Source organism: Paenibacillus sp. NPDC101420, from assembly GCF_050277435.1.
Taxonomy (GTDB): Bacteria; Bacillota; Bacilli; order Paenibacillales; family Paenibacillaceae; genus Paenibacillus_AQ.
Genome location: NZ_JBNNSE010000005.1, coordinates 167,610 through 181,619 on the forward strand (window position 1 = coordinate 167,610; position 14,010 = coordinate 181,619).

Consider the following 14,010-nt stretch of genomic DNA (forward strand, 5'->3'; position numbering starts at 1 on the left):
CCGGTGCTCACGTAGCTTCCACTACGCTCCGCTCTTCAGTTTCTACCTTCATCCAATCTTCTCGGTGTTGAAAACCATACTTTTTGAACTCGCACTTATAGGAGCTTCTCACTAACTGCTGCAGCTGTTGTTTCTTTATTGATAATGGACTGCTCACTAGTCTTTTTGAAATATTCCACATATAAAATATCCAGCAGATAGAGTTGTGAGATCTTAGCAGATAATGAACCGCCCTGCAGAGGACCCTCATTAGCACCACAAAGTAAGGTAAGATCCGAATACGACGTTAAAGGTGACTTTTCAAATCTCGTAATGGACACCACCTTAGCGCCTCGTTCCTTCGCCTTTCTTGCAACCTCGATACTATCTTTCGTTGAACCGGAGTAAGAAATGATTACAGCTACATCTCGGTTAGACATTAGCGCCGCAGACATCATCTGAAGATGTGAATCCATCAAACACTCCGTTTTGTTTGTAATGCGCATAAATTTAATTTTGGCTTCCATCGCCGTGATTAATGAAGAGCCTACGCCGAAAAATGATACTCGTTCCGCGTTTATCATATAATCAATAGCTTCATTGATCTTCTGTATATCAATTAAATTATAGGTCTCGTTCAGTGCACTTACATTTGTGGTCAGCACTTTGGAAGCCACAGCTTCAGTAGTGTCGTCCATTAGAATTTGATCCGTAAGCTGCGGGATCTCATTCTCTACAGTGATACTATGAGCGAGTGCAATCTTGAACTCTTGATACCCTTTATAACTTAAAGATTTGCAAAATCGAAAAATACTTGATTCACCTACATCGCACGCATCTGCAAGATCAGTAATCGACATATAGACAACACTTCTCGTGTTCTCCAGGACGTAGTCCGCTACCTTCTTCTCCGTATTCGTCAAATTATTGTACTTGGAATGAATAGAAGAAAAAATACTGATTGTTCGCAAATAAGCCCCTCCTTTACAATAATTTAATGTGCGAATAAAGAGGAAGCGCCAAGCAAGCCTGCCTTATTCCCAAGTGAGGCCTTAACAATTCTTACACCCGCAAAACTCTCCATAATTAAAGACTTCGTCCGTTCCTCTACCCTTTGAACTAAATCTTCTTGCTCCATAACACCGCCCCCAATAATTATAGCGGATGGATTGAAAATATGAATAATTGAGGCTAAACCCGCGGACACCTCAGTTACCCATGAATCCAAGATCTGTTTCAGAGCTTCGTCCCCTTTGTGAATTTTATCAAAAAGGACTTTTCCGTCTGTACATTCGGGATCTGCCTGCTGAGCCATCTTGACTAAAGCAGTGGTTGAAGCATACTTCTCATAAAAAGGCAGTCCCTCCACCGCATCTGACAATGGATGTGTCAGGATATGACCAAATTCGGCCGCCACCCCATCTGCTCCTTTATAGATTTGGCGGTTCAATACAATGGCACCACCAATGCCCGTGCCAAACGTCAAGCATAAGAAATTGTTAAAGTTCTGGGCAGCACCATAATGAGCCTCGCCTAATGCTGCTGAATTCACATCGTTCTCTACCATAACAGGTTTATGAAAATGATTAGTTACAATTTCCTTAATCTTCATCCCTGTATATCTAGGTATATTTTCGTTAGCATAGACTATAATTCCTTCTTCAGCATTGACTTGACCGGCCGTACTTATAGCAATGGCATCAAAATCATCATTTTCTGCAATTTTATCAAGCAATCTTGAGATTACATGCGGCCCTCCCAAGTGGCTCTCAGTTGCATGCTCCTTAAAGTTATGAACATTCCCAAGTTTATCGCATATACACATCTTGGTATTGGTACCGCCAATATCTACAGCGAGAATTCTCATCCTTATCTACCCTCTCCGGCAATCTACTGAATAGCGTCTACAAACCTTTTGGTAATCTCCATTGGTCTTGTAATCGCTGAGCCGACTACTGCTGAAAAAACACCTAGATCAAACATTTTCTTCAGTTCTTCAGGAGTGGAAACACCGCCTTCAGCTATCACAGGCACAGAGAAGTTGCTTACGATTTGTTTAACTAGCTCGAAATCTGGAAGTGACCGCTCTTTGGTGTATTCTGTATATCCGCTTAAGGTAGTTCCCACAAGATCAAACCCCAGCTCAACGGCTTTAGCAGCTTCTTCAAATGTAGAGCAATCTGCCATAAACAGTTGATCTTTATAGGTCTCTCTTATGTGAGGAAATAGTTCTGAGATGGTTGATCCATCCGGACGAGTCCGGTCTGTCGCATCCATAGCAATGATATCTACCCCTTCGCGGTAAAGCTCATCTACTTCCTTCAGGGTTGGTGTAATAAACACTTCAGAACCTTCGTATACCCTTTTGATGATCCCAATGATAGGTAGATCCACTGTTTTCTTAATTTCTTGAATATCCGCTACGCTATTTGCCCGAATGCCTGAAGCACCGCCCAAGTATGCTGCATAAGCCATTCTTCCCATTATAAACGGACTATGCAGCGGTTCTTCGGGTAAGGCTTGACTGGAGACGACTAGTTTATGTTTTATCTTTTTAAGTACATTATTTTCAGTATTCATCAGTAACCCACTCCACATTTTTATTTATTCTTTGACTGCTCCTGCTGTAATTCCATTGGTGAAGAAACGTTGGAATAACATGAACACTAGCAACATCGGAATTGCAGCAATGGTGGCTCCGGCCATTTTATATGCGAAATTAGGATTCAGATCCTGCATTAAGGTTGCAGTACCAACCATTAATGTTTTCATTTTGTTCTCTTGGCCTATAACCAGCTGCCACAAATAATCATTCCAGACTTGCACGAAATTTAGAATAAATAAGGCTCCAATACCAGGTTTAATAATAGGCACCATGATGCGAGTAAAGATTCTCCATTCATTTGCACCATCTATTCTTCCGGCTTCTCTTAAAGCGTTAGGGGTTAAATCGAAGAATCCTTTTAATAGGAAGACTCCAAATGCACCCGCAACGTTCGGCCAAATCATACCGTTATACGAATTCACCATTCCAAATTGCTGTGTAATCCGGAATAAAGGCACGATCATAATTTCCTTAGGAATCATCAAGCTCGATATGAAAATAATGAAGATGATATCTTTACCTTTAAAATTGATCTTTGAGAATGCATAGGCAGCCATAGCGCCTACAATAATAACGATAATCGTAGATACGCCTGAGACATAAATACTATTAAACGTCCATCTCAAAGCCGGTTGGTTCTGAAACACATCCACATAGTTGGAGAATGTAATCGATTTAGGCCACCAGTCTGGAGGCATCTTCACAACATCTGAACTGTTCTTAAGCGAACTAGTGAATAACCAATACAATGGAAAAAGATTAAGGAGCGCGAAGAGGACAATGATCACATTCGATATCACATCAAACTTCTCTCTCTTCTTCTTATTTCTTATTTTCGACATGTTGTATTCCCCCTCACTTCACCTTAATCATGCTTCGTAGCTGAGGCACAGATAATAACAAAGTAATCACGAACATGATAACGCCTACCGCAGAAGCTACGCCGAGTTGGTTGTACTTAAAGGCATTATTATAGAGGTAGTACATCAAAGTTACCGATGAGTTGTTCGGTCCGCCGCCGGTTAATAACTGGATGACTACAAATATTTTTAGAACAGCAATAATATTGATAATCGTAATATAGGTCGTTGTTGGTCCTACAGAAGGAATGAGGATCTTCGAAATTACTTGCCATCTGCTTGCACCGTCGATTTCTGCTGCTTCAAAAAGCTCTTTAGATACACCAATCATCGAAGCAATATACAGAATAATGGCTTGGCCCACGTTAGTCGCGAAGGTCACAAAGATCACCACTGGCAAAACTGTCTTTGGATTTCCTAGAAGATTGATTGTCCCAAGACCCATATCTTTATATATAAAAGAAATAAGTCCATTAGCAGGATTCAGCAGGAAACTCCACACCATACTCATTACAACCATGGATACCATGACCGGGATATAATAGCTCCCTCTTATAAAGGAAACGTACTTAGCGTTCTTATCAAATACAGCCGAGGCTACAAATAATGCAAAGCCCACTGTAAGTAGGACGATAAAGACTACGAATATAATCGTATTGAAGATCGCCTTGAAGAATACCGGATCATTAAACAATGTGGTGTAATTAGCCAGACCCACAAACTTCTCACTATCATAATTAATTTGGTATAAACTCAGGCGCATCCCTTCTAAGATCGGATAGACAAGAAAGGCTAAGAATACTATCATCTGAGGTAAAATAAACAGATAACCTGTAATATTCTCTTTTAGGTAATTACTACGTAGTTTCATATCGTTTACCTTTCTAATTAACAGCCCTTTGAGCCTCTTTAGACTCTAAAGGCTGTTAATCGTTTATTGTTTACCTGTTCTTAGATTATTGGAAAATGACAGAGCTAGCTTTATTCGTATCAATCACTTTATTACCATTGGTTTGATAATCTTGTACAAACTGTTCTGGTGTCTTTGCTCCCATGTAAAGCGCCTGTAGATCAGGGTACAAAACTTCTCTTAATTGGCTATATCCTGGAACGTTGCCCGTGAAGTTGAACAAATATTTTGAATTGGCATCATAAGCAGCAAAGAGAGGATTCTCTGACTTAAGTTGTTCAGCCACGGAGCTTCTCACAGGAATACCATTCTTAGAGGATTTAACTAATTCAGGATCACTTGAAAAGAACTTCACGAAATCTTTAGCGACTTCAGTCTTTTTCGCATCTTTGGACTTGAATACACTTGCACCCACTACATAAGTAAAGGATAGAGGATCTCCGCTTTCGGACGGAATATTAGCAAGACGCATATCAAACTTTGGAGACGTGCCGGATTCCATATTTGCTTTTGTTCCATTGAACAAGATTGGATTGGTAAAACTGATCGCTAGCTGCTGATTCTGGAACATGGCATTGGCATCATTGGAGGATACAGATTCAGCACCCGGATTTGTATATCCACCGTCATATAATTTTTTCAACCATGTAGCAGCTTTAACTCCATTCGCATCATTCAGAACAATGTTCCCTTGGTCATCGAAGAACTTGTTGCCGAACATTCTTAAGTATGCAAGGTTCCACGTATCTCCTTGGTTATTCACAGCGTACAGTGCCATTGGATAGGCATTAGAATATTTGTCCTTCGGAAGATTATTTTTCAGACCATCCAAGATTTGTTGATATTCATCCAAGTTCCAAGTCTTAATTTCGGACTCTCCACCGACGAACTTTTCTAAACCAGCCGCTTTAAACATGTCTGCGTTGTAGACCAAAGTGCCTGGATTGTGTTGGAATGGGTAGAAGTACACATCTTTTCCGAACGTTACTGCATCCCAGTAATTTTGTGCGATATCACTTTTCGCGTCCTCATCGATGATGTCAGTCAAAGGCTCCAAAGCTCCACGGTGAACATAATCGCCCATTGGGAATACGCTTTCAAAGAAGACATTTGGTGGCGTTCCTCCGCTCAAGTTAACATTGAGGAGTTGGTCGCGCTGATCTCCGGCAATGACTTCTACCTGAATGTCAGCATCATACTTATCATATTGTGCCTTGAATTTCTCAGCTGCAGCCTTAAGGAAGCTATCATAGTCAGCTCCTTGTTCCGTTGCATCCACAACACCCTTCCACTGAGGGGTCAGCCATACTTTAATCGCCACTTTTTCCTTGCCAGATTTAGCCGTATTATCGGATGTATTAGAGCTTGCTGCGTTGTTACCAGAGCATCCTGAAATCAGTGAAATAATTACCATTAATGCAACCATTGTCGAGAGTAAACGTTTCTTCTTCATTTTAAATCCTCCCCTATTCTAGTATCCGTTTGACATGATATTTCACTAAATCAGCCATGTTCCGATGTCCTTGTATATCAAGATGCATGTAATCTATTTCATTCATCGATACATATTCTCTGGAATCAATAAAGTGGATATCTGTCCCCGAAAGCAAAGCTGCAAGATGCTGAGAGAGCTCCAAAGATTTCTCGCTACAATTACTTCCCATTGGCTTACCAATAGGAGTATTCAAATACTCTGCCCCAATGGGAGGAGGAGCGATCACAAGCACTTCTGGAGCTTTTCCGGCTGGACCTGCCCCGCTCCCTCTAGCTTTATGAGCGAGTCTAACAATACCTTGTGCGATGTTATAAGAAGTTAGTGCAAATCTTTCTTTCGTATCATTCGTCCCAAGCATGATCACTACCAAATCAAGTGGTGCATGTGACATGAGGCATGGATAGAGATAAGCTATTCCGGCTAACCCTTCAAATAGCGGATCGTCACTAACACTGGTTCTACCAGGAAGCCCTTCTTCTATGACACGATAAGCGTCGCCCAGTTCTGATTGTAGAAGTCCGGTCCAACGTATTTCATCATTAAACCTTTGGTCCGTCTTTGCGTCGTAGCCCCAAGTATTGGAATCACCAAAGCATACGATGGTTCTCTTCATTGCATTAACCACAATATTTTTCGATCGCTTGATCAATCAATTTCATAATATCTGCGATTGGACCAGCATCTTCAGCGGCTACCCCTTCAAGCGGTGCTCTTACACTACCAATGTTTACGCCTCTTAATCTCAGAACCTCTTTAATTTCCGCATACATAGAACCCTTGAGGGAACAAAGCGCGATGATGATATCGTTGATCTCACTTTGAAGTTGTCCTGCTTCCTCAAACTTGCCGGCAAGTACAAATGTATTAGCTTGCAAGAACAGCTCCGGCATAACTGCATAAGTACCACCAATGCCAGCATCGGCTCCCATGATTCTTCCCGCAACATACTGTTCATCCGGTCCATTAAAGACCACTACATCTTTTCCACCCACTCTTTTGAAGCGTTCAATATCCATAGATGGCATAGAAGAATTCTTAACGCCGATAACTTTTTTATTAGTAAGCAGTTTCTCGAATAAAGCTGGAGTTAGTGTATATCCCGTAGTCTGAGGAATGTTGTAGATAATGAACGGTAGAGGAGTTGCCTCCATAATATCGCTCCAGTATTTAGTTACTGCACTATCAGGTAATTTGAAATATATAGGTGGGATTGCGGATAGTGCATCATATCCTAAGCTCGCCGCATGTTTTGCTAATTCGATACTATCTCTAGTAGAAGGGGCTCCTACATGAGCAATCAGTGTCATTTTACCTTTCAGGTTACTAGCTACATAGCTAAGTACCGCTTTGCGTTCGTCCAGACTCTGGTAGATACATTCTCCAGAACTACCTCCCACATAAACACCTTGAACTCCTTTTTCAAATAAGTAATCACATAAGGCATGTGTCCGGGATTCGGAAATATTTCCTTGATCGTCATAGCAAGCATAGAAGGCAGGTATAATTCCGTGGAACTTGTTGAGTGTCATTGATAATCCCCCTTAAGATGTGAACGGTTTCTTTTCTACATATTCAAGATATCACTTAAATTTGGTTCTGTAAATTATTTTCTCTATTTTTTTAAAAATAAAATTTATTTCCACCAGAATAACAATCATACTAGAAAAATAGTTTCATTTAAGTGAACGCCCATAAAATAAGACCTTATTTTCCAATTAAAAATAGAATATCGAACGATATATGCAGCTCTAGTTATGATCAGAGTAACACTATCTACGACCTTAAAGTCATCTGCCAAATTGGTAATTATTAGAAATCCTTTGCGATTCGCAAGGGCAATAGATTATCCTTTTAAATCTAATAAAAGTGTCTCCTACAAGGAGACACTTTTCTCCATAGGAAGCACAAACCCTAATTAACACACAATGTTCACTTAAAAACTGTGTTTTTCACGTGGACACAGCTTTAAAAAACTAATTTCTATGATATAATGAAAGCGTAACCAGAACAATACAAAATATATTGTTTCTTCGCCAAAGGAGGCTGGAGGAAATGCTAGCAGGTCTTAAAGAACTTAAAAATTGGGTAACGGAAAATTGGAATCCAACGATGAATTCAGGTAATGAGGATTATCAAAAAATGGAATATTCTGTGCAACGCCACTTGCACACTCCAAGATCCCCAAAACCACTCACCTATGAAGAAGAAGCTCGTATCAAGACTGTTAAATTCCATTAATCTCACCACCTTTAGATACAGATTGACCCTATAATAGAATCTTGTCCTAAGGCCGCAGATCCGGAAGTCATTCCAGTAGAGCGGTCTTTTATTATGCCTTGAGATTATGTACCAAAAAAACCTCCCTCTCCATGACGGCATCCCATCACTTCGAAAGAGGCTTCCTAGTATCATTTGATCTTATACAGACATTTCTCCTTTCTTCTGCAAGTCCGAAAGCTTGACTACCTGACCTGCGTTCAATCTCGAATGTTCCGACGCGAATGCGATCAAATGACTCTGCAGGGATGCCGTCGCCGAGGTCAAACCTTGCGATGGATTGCTGTCGAATTGACGCACATTCCGCAGGAATGAGCTTACCATACGGTCATCGCCGCCTCCATGGCCATCGCCTTCCACATTGCAGCCAATCTCAACCTTCTCGCCCGATACATAGCGGTACAGCGTGAAAGATCCTTTGTCCATATCCCCGATGATCTCGCCTTGTGTTCCCATAATTTGAACCCGGCGCGTGCCGCTCTGTGTCAGCCCTGACATGATGAACGATGCATTCGCTCCGTTCTCGAACTCCATGTTGACTACCTGGTGATCCACGACATTATTATCGCAGCGATACACGCAGCGACCCCACGGTCCTTCCTTCAGCGCCTTCAAGATCCCCTCTTGCGACAAATCATTCGTCATATAGCGTGCCCAAGGGTGTTCCGGGGGCTGAATATATATTTTCATCGCCGAGAAGGCGCATTCCTTCTCAACCTCACAGCCGTTGATACAGCGATCCGCAGAGCCTTCCGGAGCGTTCTCCGCCCTGAAATGCAGTAATGATCCGTACGAGCTCACGCTTGTACACGGTTGATTCATAAGCCATGAGATGAGATCCAGATCATGGCATGATTTGGCCAGGATCATGGGACTAGTCTCCTCCGAATTGCGCCAATTCCCGCGGACATAACTGTGTGTCATATGCATGTAGCCCACATTTTCGGTTAATTGAATCGTACCTATCGTTCCGAGTTCACCGTCTTCGATGCATTTTTTGATCCCAGACCAGAACGGGGAATATCGCAGGACATGGGTTACGACGAGCAATCGCTTATACCGAAGCGAAGCTTGCTCCAATTCGATGCATTCTTCCATGGAAGGAGACATCGGCTTCTCTAACATGACATGATAGCCTAGCTCCATCGCTTTCATCGCTGGTATATAATGCATCCGATCGAGCGTAGCAATTATCATCACGTCCGCAATTTGACCCTGATCGAATACTTTCTCCCAAGAATCGTAGACATGTTCTGGGGCAATTCTATGAATCTCTGCAAATCGATTTCTACGTTCATCATCCGGCTCAGCTACGGCAACAATCTTTAATTCATTCGGGAACTTCTCCGCGTAGGGCCCATAAATATATCTTCCTCGACTGCCAGCGCCAAGTAATACAGCTGTTAATGTTCTCAAGACTACTCCTCCTCTTGCGCACCTAGTGTACTTCCATTGTAAGGCGGTAGGAACGGAGGCAAAAGAGATCGTTACTGACATTTCATATACATTTATTGACCTTGATTCTGTATATGAGTCCTTGCCATACGGAAATCTTGCGGAGTTGTTTCATTCTGCTTCTTGAAGAAGCGAATAAATGCAAGTGCTGAGTTGTACCCCAGGGCAGCAGCAATTTCATTCACTTTCATCGATGTGTTGAGCAGCATATCTTTGGCGATCAGGTTACGATAGTCGTTCACATATTTAGATAAACCCATTCCAGTGATTTGCTTATAAAGTCGGGACAAATACGATGGATTCAAGCTCACGTAATCGGCCAGCGCATTTAAGGAAATATCAGTGGAAATATGTTCTTCAATATATCGATGCACCTTATTCACGACCTCTGTCGGCAATTGCGTACCCCGCAGCGCATTCCATTCGAAGAAGCAATCCGCCATTTGCGAGAAGTATTGAATCAGCTCCGACCATGATGCGGAATCTCCATAGCGATATAACTTATCCAGATCCATCAGCGTATTGATGTAATCCCGAATTTCCCGATTCTTATGGATATAGAACAGAAAAATAGCTGAAAGCGAATGATACAGTTCGATCTTCCGCTCATTCGGCGACTCCTCATCATTCCAAATAGACGTTAGTTCGGCATACAGCTTGTTGAATTGCTCCCGATGATTATTCTCGAGACAAGACATCAGCAATTGAACACGGGCGTGATAGAAGGCATCGTGGTAGTTCCCACTCAGATCACCGTTCACTTCTCTTTGAATGTCTTTATCGGTCAATATGACCTCATTAAATAATCCATGTCCTTGTACCAGGCCGTATTTGATCGAGTGAAACCGATCAGATATGTTATCCCATGTCGTTGCTTCACTTCCAAGAAGGAAAGAAACCGATAAACTCAGCAATCTCTTGCAATTTCCCTGCACAGTCTCCAGAATTCCGCTCGTATACCGATGAGCTCTGATCCAATCCTGATCCCCATATTCGATAGACGATCCATCCGGGATTTTCGGTTGAATCATCCAGACGATTTTGGATAACTCGAATACAACGGAATAGCATCTGACCTGCGTGGACAAATACTCATCGCAAATGTTCTGTACGGCGTAAGTCAATAACGCTTTATCCGGCGTCGTGAACATTTCTTTCCATGCGTCTACCCTGCCTATGAGCAAGTAAACCGGCAATGTCGCATCAAGCCGGATATCGATTTCTTTGAACGCCTGCTTTAATTGGCTATCCGATACATGCTTGCCTTGAAAGAGCTCCCACACATACTCTTTTTGCAGGGAGGGCAATGCCAGTCTCATTTTGGATTGCGCTCTAGCGATCATCTGTTCTTGGTTATTTTCTTCTTCAATTTTCTCAATCGCCCGTTCTACGGACTGAATAATTTTCTCATCACTTTCGACCTTCAGAATATAATCGAACCCACCGTACGTAATTGCGCTCTTAGCATAATGAAAATCATTGTATCCTGTTAAGAAAATAACTTTGCAGGCCGGCCACTGGGATTTGATTTCCCGAAGCAGCTCAATCCCTTCCAGTCCAGGCATCTTAATGTCGGAAATCACGATATCAATACGATGATGAGACAGTACCTCCAGTGCTTCTTCACCTGAATATGCCTTCATAACCTCGAGTTGTAAATGATCGGTCTCATTGAATAGCTCCAGAAGACCATCGACAATAATGGGAAGGTCATCGACGATTAGCAGTCGGTACATGCTGATTCCTCCTCTAGTTCGCGCTTAGATTGATTCTTACTTGAAGTCCACCAAGAGCAGAACGTGACACTGTAATGCCATATTCCTCACCGTACCGCAGCTGTATTCTGCGATGCACATTTATGATTCCGGTTGTTTCCTCCATCCGAGTGGTGGATTGACGCAGTCGCTTCTGAAGCTGTTCGATCTCCGCATCGGAGATGCTTCGGCCATTATCTTCGACATAGATGGAGAAGACATCACCCACCCGCTCACAATGAACCCATAGCTCACCCTGCTGAATCATATTGCCCAAGGCATGCTTATAAGCATTTTCGATGATCGGCTGCAGAATCAGCCTCGGCACGAAGAGATCGGGAACATCACCTTCGAACTTGACTTGAATACGGTCTCCGTAACATATGGTTTGCATGTCTACATACGTGCGAGAATGATTGACCTCCAGCCCCAGCGGAATATCATCCTCGTCATCACGAGTAATGAACTGAAAATATTGTCCGATGTACAGGCAGAATTGATAAGCCTTTTCCTTCTGATTCTCGGATTTAATTAACCGGCACAATACAAAAAAACAGTTATATAAAAAATGAGGATTAATTTGCGATTGCAATCGTTTCAGTTCGGAACGCTGGTTCCTGATTTGCTGCTCGTAATTTTCCTCGATTAGTGTTTTCAAGGATCGGATCGTATTATTAAAAGCTTGGTACAAATACCCGAACTCATCTGCTCCACGATCGATCACGATCGGTTCCAGCCTATTCTGCTGAACGCGCCGAAAGGAATGCACAAGTTTCATTAATGGCCGATAGATAAATCGTAATAGAAAGTAGGAGAAGAAAACGACAATACCCACAGCTAGCGCGCAAGCCCACCAGAACAATGTTCGATAGATCTCAAGAGAACCCAAAATCGTCTCTTCGGGAATGCACATAATCGAATAGGAATTCCAGAGACTGGAGTATTTATATACCGTAAGAAACCGCTTACCATTATACATAATCGTTTCGTATCCTTCGTCTTTTTGCAATTCCCGCTTATCCGCAGCGAAGGATTTCATTTGTTCCAGCAGTTCCGGATCCATGTCACTCTCGATCTCCCAACCACGTTCCAGATTGAGCAATACGCTCTGTCCACCACGCGAGCTGCCGATTTGAGATAACGTTTCTCTGATTTTGATAGTCGATAATTCAACCGCTACGATATAAATCGGATTTTTAACGGTATTAATGGGGTATTGCATGGAAATAAATAATCGATCGTTCCAGTAAATGAAAGGTTCTTCGTATAATCTCTTGTTTTGCTGCATAGAAGCATATTCCTGCTTATTCATCGAAGTTTCAAATTTATTGCTAAGAATCGTTCGGTCGATAAGAGGGATATACGCCCTTGCTTCTTGAATAAATGGACTTGAGTTCTTCATCAATTCAAGCCGTCTTTGGATATCTAATATTTTTTGCGCACGATCGTAATAACTCATGTAATTGCCTGTAGTTGCAATTTCCATCAAGTCTTTGTCCATCACATAGTTCGGCAAATAACGGCTGATCCGGTCTGCTTCCTTGTCGAGTGAATCCAGATAGAAGCGAGTCGTATTTAGAATAGACTCGGAAATTTCACTCCGAATATTGTCCGAACCCTTCTCATTAATCAACCAGGTAATCGCCATGAGCGGAAACAAGGCTGCCAGAAAGGCAGCCATTATTTTCTGGAATATAGAGGAATCTTTAATCAAGAATCGGATTTTCATCGTTTGTTCTCCTGCAATGCAATGTCATAGTTTGAGTGCCCTATTTTATTCTTTGACACTCCCCATCACAATTCCTTTAATGAAGAACCGCTGCAAGAACGGATACACGATAAGAATCGGAAATGCTGCTACGAATATTTGAGCTGCCCTGCTCGTACGATCGGACAATTTGATCATTAATTCTGCCCTCTCAGGTTTAATAAAGCGGAAATCCATTTTGATAATGATCGTCTGCAGGAAGGTCTGCAGCGGATAATTCTCGGGATGATTCATGTAAATCATACCATCAAACCAGCTATTCCAATGCCCCACCATAGTGAAAAGACCTGTCGTTGCCAATGCCGGCAACGATAGCGGCACATATATTTTCCATAAGGTAGTAAATTGACCCGCCCCATCGAGCAGCGAAGATTCCTCAAGTTCTTTGGGCAGACTGCGGTAGAAATTCAGCAGCAGAATAACGTTGAACACCGTGACCGCTCCCGGCAGCACCAAAGCCCAGATTGTATCGAGCATCCCAAGGTTCTTCACGGTTAAATAGTTTGGAATAAGCCCGCCACTGAATAAAATCGTGAATACGAAAAACCATGAATAGAAGGTCCGCAGCCGAAATTGGCGAGAATCTTTGGATAATGGATAGGCCGTGATAATCGTCAGGAACATGCTGATTGTCGTTCCCATAAGGACCCGCTGAATCGATACCCAGAATGCGCGTAAATATTCAGGTTTTCCAAATACGTTAGCATAAGCAGCCGTTGTGAATTCAACAGGCCACAGGATGACTTTTCCGGCGGATGCTGCCTGCCCGGAGCTGAACGAGAGCGCCAAAATATGAATAATAGGCATGAGGCATAACAAAGATACGGATGCCAGAAAAATAAAATTACATATCAAAAACAATTTTCTTCCGAATGATCTGTTAGTACGCACGATGTGTCTCCCTTCT

13 protein-coding genes are annotated in these 14,010 nt (G+C 42.3%); 1 reads left to right on the forward strand and 12 read right to left on the reverse strand.

From position 1 onward, the window contains the following. Positions 1 to 95: 95 nt before the first annotated feature. The 8 genes from ACQKMP_RS21090 to ACQKMP_RS21125 form a co-directional block, all read right to left on the reverse strand. Positions 96 to 950 (reverse strand): MurR/RpiR family transcriptional regulator, encoded by an 855-nt coding sequence (locus ACQKMP_RS21090; protein ID WP_076300453.1) that lies wholly within the window; start codon positions 948 to 950, stop codon positions 96 to 98. Positions 951 to 973: 23 nt separating this feature from the next. Next, positions 974 to 1,846 (reverse strand): ROK family protein, encoded by an 873-nt coding sequence (locus tag ACQKMP_RS21095; RefSeq protein WP_042191369.1) that lies wholly within the window; start codon positions 1,844 to 1,846, stop codon positions 974 to 976. 23 nt (positions 1,847 to 1,869) lie between these two features. Further along, positions 1,870 to 2,559 carry an N-acetylmannosamine-6-phosphate 2-epimerase gene (locus tag ACQKMP_RS21100; RefSeq protein WP_042191372.1) on the reverse strand — a complete coding sequence of 230 codons (690 nt, stop codon included), beginning with the start codon at positions 2,557 to 2,559 and terminating at the stop codon, positions 1,870 to 1,872. Positions 2,560 to 2,583: 24 nt separating this feature from the next. Further along, entirely contained in the window at positions 2,584 to 3,426 is an 843-nt protein-coding gene (locus ACQKMP_RS21105; protein WP_081390001.1) for a carbohydrate ABC transporter permease, read from the reverse strand. A 13-nt stretch (positions 3,427 to 3,439) separates the two neighbouring features. Further along, positions 3,440 to 4,315 (reverse strand): carbohydrate ABC transporter permease, encoded by an 876-nt coding sequence (locus ACQKMP_RS21110; protein ID WP_042191374.1) that lies wholly within the window; start codon positions 4,313 to 4,315, stop codon positions 3,440 to 3,442. Between the two features lie 85 nt (positions 4,316 to 4,400). Beyond that, on the reverse strand, positions 4,401 to 5,807 hold the full coding sequence (locus ACQKMP_RS21115; RefSeq protein ID WP_427470840.1) for an ABC transporter substrate-binding protein: 1,407 nt from the start codon (positions 5,805 to 5,807) through the stop codon (positions 4,401 to 4,403). Positions 5,808 to 5,820: 13 nt separating this feature from the next. Then, positions 5,821 to 6,462: an SGNH/GDSL hydrolase family protein gene (locus ACQKMP_RS21120; RefSeq protein ID WP_427470842.1), complete on the reverse strand. Its 642-nt coding sequence runs from the start codon at positions 6,460 to 6,462 to the stop codon at positions 5,821 to 5,823. Positions 6,463 to 6,466: 4 nt separating this feature from the next. Beyond that, on the reverse strand, positions 6,467 to 7,378 hold the full coding sequence (locus tag ACQKMP_RS21125) for a dihydrodipicolinate synthase family protein (RefSeq protein WP_427470844.1): 912 nt from the start codon (positions 7,376 to 7,378) through the stop codon (positions 6,467 to 6,469). A 523-nt stretch (positions 7,379 to 7,901) separates the two neighbouring features. Between ACQKMP_RS21125 and ACQKMP_RS21130 the strand changes: the two genes are divergently transcribed. Beyond that, the gene (locus ACQKMP_RS21130) at positions 7,902 to 8,087 is read left to right on the forward strand and encodes a hypothetical protein (RefSeq protein WP_042130754.1); all 186 of its coding nucleotides are present in this window, start codon (positions 7,902 to 7,904) and stop codon (positions 8,085 to 8,087) included. A 180-nt stretch (positions 8,088 to 8,267) separates the two neighbouring features. Here ACQKMP_RS21130 and ACQKMP_RS21135 read toward each other — a convergent pair whose 3' ends face one another. The 4 genes from ACQKMP_RS21135 to ACQKMP_RS21150 form a co-directional block, all read right to left on the reverse strand. After that, positions 8,268 to 9,542: a Gfo/Idh/MocA family protein gene (locus ACQKMP_RS21135; protein WP_427470846.1), complete on the reverse strand. Its 1,275-nt coding sequence runs from the start codon at positions 9,540 to 9,542 to the stop codon at positions 8,268 to 8,270. Between the two features lie 92 nt (positions 9,543 to 9,634). Beyond that, positions 9,635 to 11,317, reverse strand: a complete 1,683-nt coding sequence (locus tag ACQKMP_RS21140) for a response regulator (RefSeq protein WP_339243363.1) — start codon at positions 11,315 to 11,317, stop codon at positions 9,635 to 9,637. A gap of 13 nt (positions 11,318 to 11,330) precedes the next feature. Further along, on the reverse strand, positions 11,331 to 13,064 hold the full coding sequence (locus ACQKMP_RS21145) for a sensor histidine kinase (protein WP_076286024.1): 1,734 nt from the start codon (positions 13,062 to 13,064) through the stop codon (positions 11,331 to 11,333). Between the two features lie 45 nt (positions 13,065 to 13,109). Then, complete coding sequence (locus ACQKMP_RS21150; RefSeq protein ID WP_042191389.1) at positions 13,110 to 13,994, reverse strand: carbohydrate ABC transporter permease; 885 nt, start codon at positions 13,992 to 13,994, stop codon at positions 13,110 to 13,112. Positions 13,995 to 14,010 lie beyond the last annotated feature (16 nt).

Excerpts from the sequence above, each read along its gene's own strand:
- ACQKMP_RS21105 (WP_081390001.1), bottom strand. The coding sequence starts at position 3,426 with ATGTCGAAAATAAGAAATAAGAAGAAGAGAGAGAAGTTTGATGTGATA.
- ACQKMP_RS21125 (WP_427470844.1), bottom strand. The coding sequence starts at position 7,378 with ATGACACTCAACAAGTTCCACGGAATTATACCTGCCTTCTATGCTTGC.
- ACQKMP_RS21095 (WP_042191369.1), bottom strand. The coding sequence starts at position 1,846 with ATGAGAATTCTCGCTGTAGATATTGGCGGTACCAATACCAAGATGTGT.
- ACQKMP_RS21140 (WP_339243363.1), bottom strand. The coding sequence starts at position 11,317 with ATGTACCGACTGCTAATCGTCGATGACCTTCCCATTATTGTCGATGGT.
- ACQKMP_RS21145 (WP_076286024.1), bottom strand. The coding sequence starts at position 13,064 with ATGAAAATCCGATTCTTGATTAAAGATTCCTCTATATTCCAGAAAATA.
- ACQKMP_RS21100 (WP_042191372.1), bottom strand. The coding sequence starts at position 2,559 with ATGAATACTGAAAATAATGTACTTAAAAAGATAAAACATAAACTAGTC.
- ACQKMP_RS21120 (WP_427470842.1), bottom strand. The coding sequence starts at position 6,462 with ATGAAGAGAACCATCGTATGCTTTGGTGATTCCAATACTTGGGGCTAC.
- ACQKMP_RS21130 (WP_042130754.1), top strand. The coding sequence starts at position 7,902 with ATGCTAGCAGGTCTTAAAGAACTTAAAAATTGGGTAACGGAAAATTGG.
- ACQKMP_RS21110 (WP_042191374.1), bottom strand. The coding sequence starts at position 4,315 with ATGAAACTACGTAGTAATTACCTAAAAGAGAATATTACAGGTTATCTG.
- ACQKMP_RS21115 (WP_427470840.1), bottom strand. The coding sequence starts at position 5,807 with ATGAAGAAGAAACGTTTACTCTCGACAATGGTTGCATTAATGGTAATT.